The following is a 7,424-nucleotide window of genomic DNA, read 5'->3' on the forward strand; positions in this document are numbered from 1 at the left end:
AGGGCACTCAGCGCACGCAACCACTCCAACCGCGTGCCCGTCGTCACCGACCAGCCCGACGAAAACCAGCGGTCAGCACGTAGCCCAGTCCCTCGCCGTGCTCGAGGGCCACCAGTCCCGACCTCGCGAACCGAGACCCGGTGCCATGACGATCACACCTGCCCATCGGGCACGGTGCTAGGAGTCGTGGCCGGACGCGATAGGGGCATGGTTGTCGTGGGTCGAACGGGATGGGGTTCAACGCGCGGCCACCCGTAGGGTGTCGATACAAACGGTAGCTGCATTGAGAGTTTCCCAACGCAGGCCCACGACCTACTCCGAAGCCCTGAACGTGACATAGGCATCGCAGGACGTGATGAAACAACTCGGGCCACTCGTCTGCTCCAAATACGGCAGACCATCCGAGCCATTCACCCGAATGTGCTTGAGCTTCTCCGGCTCGCCACACGCCGCGCAATCGTTTCCAGTCAGTTCAAACCACGAGGCCATAAACGGACAATAGCCCCAAAATATCGAGACCGGGGGAACCACCTGACTGGCCGAGGTAGTCAGATTTCTCTCTCCCCCGGAGAAAATGCCCTAGGAAGAGGTCTGCCGGGTAATGCCGGGGCCATAGAATCCGTGACCGTGAACCTATGGCAGGTTGTCCCAGTAGCAGCGCTCGTCTCGACGGTTGTAACGCTCGTACTCCGATGGTTCGACCGGCCTAGACCAGTAATCCGCCTCGAGGGTCGGCTCGTAAGCGACGCGCTCGTGATGCGCCCCGTACGTGAGGGACTGAACCCCTGACCGACTTTTCGGTGGCGTCACCGAAAAATGCGCCCAGGGTCGCATTTCAAATGCGACCCTTCCGAACTCTTCGAAGTCCGCGAGTGAGGGACTGAACGAGCCGCGATGGCCTGCTTGACAAGCAGACCAACGTGCGCCCCGTACGTGAGGGACTGAACGTCGGTAGGAGATCGGAATCTTCGGAAGTTTTCGATGCGCCCCGTTCGTGGGGATTGATCCATGCATGGTCATCGTGACCACGGTTGCCGGAGCAGATTGCGCGGGTGCGGCGGGCGGAAATCCCAGCGGCGAACGGGGTTGGAGCGAAAAATCGGCACAGTGGGTCTGGCGCCACCATCACCGCCCGACTCAAGCGCGACGGCCCTGAACTCGTGCGACCTTATGCCTACGCTCCCACCACTTTCGTGACGCCACGAAAGTGGTGGAACGGAGCCAGGGCGGTGGCTCGAAGCTCGCGGACGTCCTTCGGCGAAAACACCCCGCGACCTGCGAAAAAATAAAAGATTGACTACCTCGGCAGTCAGGGTGTGGGGGGTGTCTGGATATTTGGTGGGGGTCGGCGGCGAAGAGTTCGGAAGGGTCGCGTTTGAAACGCGACCCTTCGAGATGGGTAGACCCCCGCTCGCCCGTGGTGGGTTTGCGGGGGTCTGGTGTCGGCGCGCTGGTCGGTCTGTGAGCCTGGAAAGTCCACTGGTGGGGACGGGGGCTCTCGCGGCCATGCATTCCCGTTGCCGGAACTGGAGCTACAGCGAGGGTGAGTTTGACGCGCCGAACGTTGTGGGGGTTACCGGAACCAGGTTGCGGCGTCGGTCAGGTCGTCGGTGTCGGCGGAGTGTCCGATCTCGGTTCGGGGGACGGCGGTCTCGTCGGGGACGGAGGCGAGAACGTCGGCCATACCGGGGTCTGCGGAGATGAGTGTGACCCAGTGGTCACGTCGGGCGGGGGTGATCTTGCCCGCTCGGATCGCATCGTTGACCTGGCCGTCGATCTTGGCTTTCGCGGCAGCGGCTTTGACCTGTCGGCCTTCGGCGGCTTCGGTGCGGAGCGCGGCGAGGCTGTCGCTGTCGATGACTTCCATGCCGATACGCTTCGCGGCAGCGGCGACCGCAGACGGCTTGGTGTCCTTGCTGTCGCCGGTGTTGGCGGCTTGCTTGGCGAGGTCGTCGATGACGGCGAGTATCGCGTCGGCGTCGGTGGGGTCGGTGTCGGCGGGCAGGCCCAGCAGTTCGAACAGTTGGCTGGTCTGGTCGTCGGTGAATGTCAATGCCATGATCGTGTCTCCTTTATCCGGCGAGGCCGGTGATCTTCTTGGCGGCGTAGGGGCGGTCGACGGCGAACGCGGGCACACAGTAGGCCTGCACCCACGTGGAGCGCGTCGAGCGGTCGTCCCACTTGTCGACGGTCAGTGGGGCTTCGAATCCGACCGTGCCCACAGCACCGGCCTGCACTGCCCACGCGGTTCCGGCAGCGACGCGCGGGTTGGCGAACAGCGTCACGCCTGCACTCTTGAGCATGGCGTCGAGTCCGTCACCGTAGGCGACGCGCAGGCTGTGCGCTTCGTTCGGATGTACAACCAACAGGTCGTGGGTGACGCCGAGTTCCTCGAGGTCTGCGGCCAACTGTGCAGCCGAGAGGTCGGCGGTCGGTCGGGAGCCGGACGGGGTGAGTTGGGTTTCGGGCCCGACGAGAACCAGATCCGACCAGTCGTGTCCGGTGACGGCTTCGATGGTGGCGTCGGCAATGGCGCCCATCGCGGCGACGTCGAGTTTCCGGGCGATCGTGTTCGACAGCTGCGTGGTCTGCTGGTCTAGGTAGCTGACATCGTTGCGGCTGATCTGTTCGTCGGTGATCTGGAACTTGCCGCCCCAGTCCTCGACGACGGCGAGTTTGGGTTCGGGGTCGACACCCTCGACGACCCGGTATTCGCTGCCGGGGGAACGCTTCTCGACGTCGGTGGAGTAGAAGTCGGACGCCGCCACCACCGAATAGAGCATGCCGCCTCCGGTGACAGGTGCGCCGAGGTTGGAGAAAAACTTGGGCAGCAATAGTTGTTCGTCGGCGAGCTTGGCGATCTGGTTGCGGATGAGGTTGGGCTGTTTGAGTGCGACATCGACGGTCAGTCGACGCCCGGTCAGTTCGGGGATCAAAGCGTTGGGCATGGGTCAGTTCCTCTCAGAGAAGCGCGATTTCGGCGTCGGAGTTGTTGGTGGCGGCGGTGACGGCGTAGCCGACGACCTTGCCGCTGGTGGCGGTGATGACGCGGCCCGCGGTGCCGACCTCGACGTCCGCGCCTGCGGCGATCGCTGCTCCTGCGGTGACTTTGACAACGCCGTCACGTGCGACACCGACGAGCTCTCCGTTGTTGGCGTCGTGCTTGGCGACACCGAATGTGCGGGCACCTGCGGCGGCGGGTGCCACTGCAAGGTTGCCGTCCGCGGTGCGGTTGCCTGAGATTGCGACGAATCGGCGTGCGGTGATGGCGGCGGTCGCCTGGGCGGTGACATCACCACCGGGCGCGTACACGCGCGGGTTGGGAATAGAGGTCGACATGTTAGAGCACCTTCCGTTGGTTGCGGCGACGTCGAGCCGCGGCGATGAGAATGGTTGTGCGGTAACCGGTGTCGGGCCATCCGGCACCAGTGGTTGTGAGGGCGACACGTTTGCGGGCTGACGCGGCAACCAGATCCTGTAGCGAATCAAGGGACGTGATGGCGGGTGCGGCTTCGCCGAGCAGTGCGAGGCCGGTCAAAGCCAGCGGCCACACCGTGCCGGCACCGTCCTGAAAGTCGTAGGCAGCTTCCACGGAACGGTCCGGGTAGTGCAGTGGTGCGGCGTCGGCCAACCATGCCGGCATCACGAGATCACCGACCAGAGTGTCGCCGTTGCTGGTTGTGCGTAGTTTGTCGACGAATCCGAAACTGGGTGTGCCGTCGAATCGTTCGTCGGTGTGACCGAGTTTGATCGGGGGTTTGCGTACGGCTCCCGCGGTGAATGCGTCGATCATGGCGGCGATGTCGGCGCGGGTCACTGTCCACGGTCCGGTGGAAGCTTCCCAGGTGCCTACCTTCACCAACTCGACGCCGGTGATGCGTTTCTCAGCCACGGTCACCCCTGTCGCTCGGCGCGGGCGACCACCGCTGCCGCTGGATATAGCCACCGCCCGCCGGAACGTACAGCGGGGAGCCGACCGCGGCGCGCGAGGTCTCGGACGTTGCCAGGGGTGCATCCGAGGATGTTTGCGGCGCGTTCGGTGTCGACGAACTCATAGGCAGACAATGCGTCACGATCCGCCGAATCCTTTGCGCCACTGACGTACCCGCCAGTGGTAGAGCGTGTCGCGTCAGAACTCGCGCGAGAAAGGCGGCGTTCGAGGTCGACCAGCCGAGGCGACGGACGTGAACCTTGCTTGGCCAGTAGCGCGGCGAGTAGTTTCATCGCCCGCGCGAGGTAGTCGGCGTCGGAGGCATCGAGCAGCACACCGGAAACCTTCTCAATCGTCATCAGACACCCCATAGAGCACCGCGAGCCGATCCTGTAGCTGTGTGGGTTCCTCACCGTTGCGAGGCAGGCGCGACAACGCCCAAAACAGGGCGACGTTGATGTCAACGGCGCTCGCCTGCTCGGTGACCCACAGATCGGTGATCGCGGCGTTGAAACCGTGATTGTCGGCGCGGTATCCGTGCAGCACCGCGCCGATCACCGCACGCTCGATGCGCAGGCTACGGCGTACAGCCGTCACGTCCTGGTCGGGGAATTGGTCAGTCATGCTTGTCTCCTGAGTTCGTCGAGTGCAGCGGCCAGGACGGTCGCGAGTTCGTATGCTTCCTCTGTGGTCATCCCGTACCGGTCGGGTCCGATCGCAAGGCAGATCGGGCGGGAGTCGTCTGCTGGCGATGACGTGACGATGACTGTGGCGGGACCGGTCCGCCCGTAGCGCTTCACGCGACGCTCCGTGGTCGACCAGGCAGGCGGGGTGAGCGAGCAGCGACGACAGAGCCGTCAGTGCGCCGCTGTGCCGCCCAGTCCCGGCACCGCTCGAGCACCGGGCACTGGTGACACAACGCTTCGGCGTTCTCGTGCCGGTACCGGGTGTCAGCGGCGTCCTCATACGGGTCACGCGGGTCGAAGAGTTCCGCCGAGCCGACGCACGCGGCACCCGACAGGTCTGCGGTGCCGCGCAGTATCGCCTCGAGCAGATCAACCACGCCGCCCTCACGACGAGACACGTTGCGGCTCATATCGCCTCCAGCGGTCCGTATAGCTCGACACGCATAGTTGCCGCGGCGTCGTCGACGTACACCCTGAAATGACCTCGGTCGGGTGTGCCGGGGTCGCGGAGACGCCGGTCGGTGAATAGCAGACGCTCGCCGCGGTGCTCCACAACAGCCGGGAACACGTGCGAAATGTGAATGCCAGTGTCGATGACTTCTGTCGCCCGAATAGGACGCCCGTCGCTGTAATGGGAAAACTCGTACGTCGCACGGTGTAGGTCGCCGACAGCATCGCCGAGCGCATCAGTTTCGATCTCGTGCTCGTCGCAAACGCCATAATCGGAGAGCACGTCGATTACCCATGAGTGGCAGTCGACGACTCCGAGCGCGGCGTAAATCAACATGTCGGTCGCGAGGCTTGGGGATTGGCTCATCAGTGTGTCTCCTTCGTCGGGAAGTGGAATGGTCGTCGAATGCGGGCGCGTTGCACGGAGCCTCGAGGCCAGGCGATGGGCACGCATGTCAGGTGCTGGCCGCGCTCGATGTCCTCGTCAAAACTCATCGGGAACCGGCAGGCGCCACAGAGGGGGAGCCTCCGAGAGTTGTGCCAGATATGTAAGTAGGGGCGGGTAGGAGTCACCTGGAATCACCGCTCTTTCCAGTAGTCCTACGCGCAGGTACTAACTTTTCTGGCACAAGTAGGGACGACGGATCGATGTCGTCGGCGAGGAAGTATCGCCACACGGTGCGCATGTCCCCTTGCTGTTCCTCGTCACAGGTGAGGACTCCCAACATGTGCAGCGCCTGGAGTTGGCGGTCGACGGTGTTGCGCGGTTTATCCAGCCGCTTGCGAACCTCGGTCGTAGAAGATCCTGGGTGCGCAGCGAGGTCGTCGACAATCGCCAGGCGCAGCGGAGGCATCGAGTCACGAGCGCACCGAATCGCCAGCCGCAAGGCATGCTGGCGGTCCATTCCGAGCGCGACCGCGCCGCGCATCACCTGCGCGAGTTGCTTGGCGAATCGGGTGGGCATCTCGGGCGCGTGCGCGTCAATGACGTCGCCGCGGTAGTCGAACTCGACACCCGTGCGCGCGAGCGTCACCAGATCGGCAGCGGCGAGAACCTTGTCGGTCTCGTCCTCGGTGAGTGCGACGCCGACGAGATCTCGTCGCAGAAGCGCAGCCACAACATCAGCGAGGTCACCGCGCATCGCAGCCTCGTGCCCGGTGTTGCCGATAGCCTGCCTGCCGGCCTTCTGGCGACCAGAACGGGAATCCATGCGCACCAGCACGAACCGATCACCCATTGACGCGATGGCCGCGTGCGCCTTGTCCCAGGCGGTCGTGACGGCTCCGACGACAACGATGCGACCATGCCAGTCGAGCGTGCGGCCACCATCAGAACCGACGTTGCGCGACCAGTGCCCGTCGTAGACCTCGCGCAGCGCGGCGAGCACCTCGGCGCGAGCGTCCTTGTTCATCGAAAGAATGCTCGTGACGTCCTTGATGACCAGTACGCCGCGGTCACCGATCTTGCGCAGGAGTCCGCCCGTCGCGTCCTTGGCGCGGTCCTTCTGTGCCGTCGCCGACAGCAGTGCGCCCGGTGAGGACACCGTGGACGTGACGATTGCTCCGGCACCGGCGAGCGCCTGGGCTGTCTCGGTCTTGGCATTGCCCGCCCCGCTGATTAGCAGCAACCAGAGCGGGTCTCCGTCGAGTTGCTCGACAGCCGCAGCAGCGAGCACCGCGTCGAGCGCGTCGGTGTCGTAATCGTCACCGAGCCAGTCGGTGAACGCCGCGTGGACGTCAGCGAGAGTCGCTGTCTGACAGGGTAATCCGTTCTCGTCAAATTCGGGCGTGTCGTAGAAATTGGGCACGCTCATGTGGTCACCCGCTCAATGAAAGCGCCGGAACGAATTGCCGCGTCACGGTCACGAAGCCGCTTGGCGACGGCATTCCAGTCCGCAGCTTGCGAGATCGCCAGGGCCGCGTCTTTCATCGCATTCCGATTGTCCTCGAGTGCGGCGAGCTCTTGCTCAAGACAGCCACGGACACCCGCAGTCAGCAACGCACAGAACATCGCCCGGTCGACACCCTCGGGCAATTCGACGTCGATGAGCTTGTATCGAAGATTGTTTGCGCGCTCATAGGTCAGTGACGTCATGCGTCACCGTCCTTGCTCCGGCACACTGGGCCACGATGCAACGCAACGGATTTCGGAGCTACGAGCCACGACCCGCACGACGTGCATTGCACGGCAGGCCGGTAGCCGAGTTCGACGACGACAGACACGGCAGCGACCTCAGAGCGCTCCTCAGTGGTGAGGGGTTCGCTATAATCAAGGTAGTCGCGCACCCACTCGACTGCTTGAGATTCCCCGGCCCGCCCGCCGGGGTTTTTCTTTGCAATCATTCGACATCGCCGCC

General features: G+C 64.0%; 12 protein-coding genes. All 12 read right to left on the reverse strand.

Features of this window, described 5'->3' with window-relative positions:
- Nucleotides 1–1,573 precede the first annotated feature (1,573 nt).
- The gene (locus GOACH_RS11715; RefSeq protein ID WP_005174814.1) at nucleotides 1,574–2,059 is read right to left on the reverse strand and encodes a phage protease; all 486 of its coding nucleotides are present in this window, start codon (nucleotides 2,057–2,059) and stop codon (nucleotides 1,574–1,576) included.
- Between the two features lie 13 nt (nucleotides 2,060–2,072).
- A complete protein-coding gene (locus GOACH_RS11720; protein ID WP_005174817.1) occupies nucleotides 2,073–2,948 on the reverse strand; it encodes a major capsid protein in 876 nt (291 codons plus the stop codon).
- A 13-nt stretch (nucleotides 2,949–2,961) separates the two neighbouring features.
- Nucleotides 2,962–3,339 carry a capsid cement protein gene (locus GOACH_RS11725; RefSeq protein ID WP_005174819.1) on the reverse strand — a complete coding sequence of 126 codons (378 nt, stop codon included), beginning with the start codon at nucleotides 3,337–3,339 and terminating at the stop codon, nucleotides 2,962–2,964.
- Between the two features lies 1 nt (nucleotide 3,340).
- The gene (locus GOACH_RS11730; RefSeq protein WP_005174820.1) at nucleotides 3,341–3,892 is read right to left on the reverse strand and encodes a hypothetical protein; all 552 of its coding nucleotides are present in this window, start codon (nucleotides 3,890–3,892) and stop codon (nucleotides 3,341–3,343) included.
- Between the two features lie 2 nt (nucleotides 3,893–3,894).
- Nucleotides 3,895–4,290 (reverse strand): helix-turn-helix domain-containing protein, encoded by a 396-nt coding sequence (locus tag GOACH_RS11735; protein ID WP_005174822.1) that lies wholly within the window; start codon nucleotides 4,288–4,290, stop codon nucleotides 3,895–3,897.
- Nucleotides 4,280–4,555: a hypothetical protein gene (locus GOACH_RS11740; RefSeq protein ID WP_005174825.1), complete on the reverse strand. Its 276-nt coding sequence runs from the start codon at nucleotides 4,553–4,555 to the stop codon at nucleotides 4,280–4,282. The genes GOACH_RS11735 and GOACH_RS11740 overlap by 11 nt, the downstream gene beginning before the upstream one ends.
- Entirely contained in the window at nucleotides 4,552–4,731 is a 180-nt protein-coding gene (locus tag GOACH_RS11745) for a hypothetical protein (RefSeq protein WP_005174827.1), read from the reverse strand. Before GOACH_RS11745 ends, GOACH_RS11740 begins: the two co-directional genes overlap by 4 nt.
- Nucleotides 4,728–5,027 carry a WhiB family transcriptional regulator gene (locus tag GOACH_RS11750; protein WP_005174829.1) on the reverse strand — a complete coding sequence of 100 codons (300 nt, stop codon included), beginning with the start codon at nucleotides 5,025–5,027 and terminating at the stop codon, nucleotides 4,728–4,730. Before GOACH_RS11750 ends, GOACH_RS11745 begins: the two co-directional genes overlap by 4 nt.
- The gene (locus tag GOACH_RS11755) at nucleotides 5,024–5,434 is read right to left on the reverse strand and encodes a hypothetical protein (protein WP_005174831.1); all 411 of its coding nucleotides are present in this window, start codon (nucleotides 5,432–5,434) and stop codon (nucleotides 5,024–5,026) included. Before GOACH_RS11755 ends, GOACH_RS11750 begins: the two co-directional genes overlap by 4 nt.
- 202 nt (nucleotides 5,435–5,636) lie before the next feature.
- Nucleotides 5,637–6,881: a winged helix-turn-helix domain-containing protein gene (locus GOACH_RS11760; RefSeq protein WP_005174833.1), complete on the reverse strand. Its 1,245-nt coding sequence runs from the start codon at nucleotides 6,879–6,881 to the stop codon at nucleotides 5,637–5,639.
- Nucleotides 6,878–7,162: a DUF2742 domain-containing protein gene (locus GOACH_RS11765; RefSeq protein WP_005174835.1), complete on the reverse strand. Its 285-nt coding sequence runs from the start codon at nucleotides 7,160–7,162 to the stop codon at nucleotides 6,878–6,880. The genes GOACH_RS11760 and GOACH_RS11765 overlap by 4 nt, the downstream gene beginning before the upstream one ends.
- A complete protein-coding gene (locus tag GOACH_RS24500; protein WP_005174837.1) occupies nucleotides 7,159–7,410 on the reverse strand; it encodes a DUF6011 domain-containing protein in 252 nt (83 codons plus the stop codon). Before GOACH_RS24500 ends, GOACH_RS11765 begins: the two co-directional genes overlap by 4 nt.
- Nucleotides 7,411–7,424: the final 14 nt, after the last annotated feature.

It is taken from the genome of Gordonia aichiensis NBRC 108223 (assembly GCF_000332975.1).
GTDB lineage: Bacteria > Actinomycetota > Actinomycetes > Mycobacteriales > Mycobacteriaceae > Gordonia > Gordonia aichiensis.

Coding starts and splice junctions, on each gene's coding strand:
- GOACH_RS11715 (WP_005174814.1), bottom strand. CDS start 2,059: ATGGCATTGACATTCACCGACGACCAGACCAGCCAACTGTTCGAACTG.
- GOACH_RS11720 (WP_005174817.1), bottom strand. CDS start 2,948: ATGCCCAACGCTTTGATCCCCGAACTGACCGGGCGTCGACTGACCGTC.
- GOACH_RS11725 (WP_005174819.1), bottom strand. CDS start 3,339: ATGTCGACCTCTATTCCCAACCCGCGCGTGTACGCGCCCGGTGGTGAT.
- GOACH_RS11735 (WP_005174822.1), bottom strand. CDS start 4,290: ATGACGATTGAGAAGGTTTCCGGTGTGCTGCTCGATGCCTCCGACGCC.
- GOACH_RS11740 (WP_005174825.1), bottom strand. CDS start 4,555: ATGACTGACCAATTCCCCGACCAGGACGTGACGGCTGTACGCCGTAGC.
- GOACH_RS11750 (WP_005174829.1), bottom strand. CDS start 5,027: ATGAGCCGCAACGTGTCTCGTCGTGAGGGCGGCGTGGTTGATCTGCTC.
- GOACH_RS11755 (WP_005174831.1), bottom strand. CDS start 5,434: ATGAGCCAATCCCCAAGCCTCGCGACCGACATGTTGATTTACGCCGCG.
- GOACH_RS11760 (WP_005174833.1), bottom strand. CDS start 6,881: ATGAGCGTGCCCAATTTCTACGACACGCCCGAATTTGACGAGAACGGA.
- GOACH_RS11765 (WP_005174835.1), bottom strand. CDS start 7,162: ATGACGTCACTGACCTATGAGCGCGCAAACAATCTTCGATACAAGCTC.
- GOACH_RS24500 (WP_005174837.1), bottom strand. CDS start 7,410: ATGATTGCAAAGAAAAACCCCGGCGGGCGGGCCGGGGAATCTCAAGCA.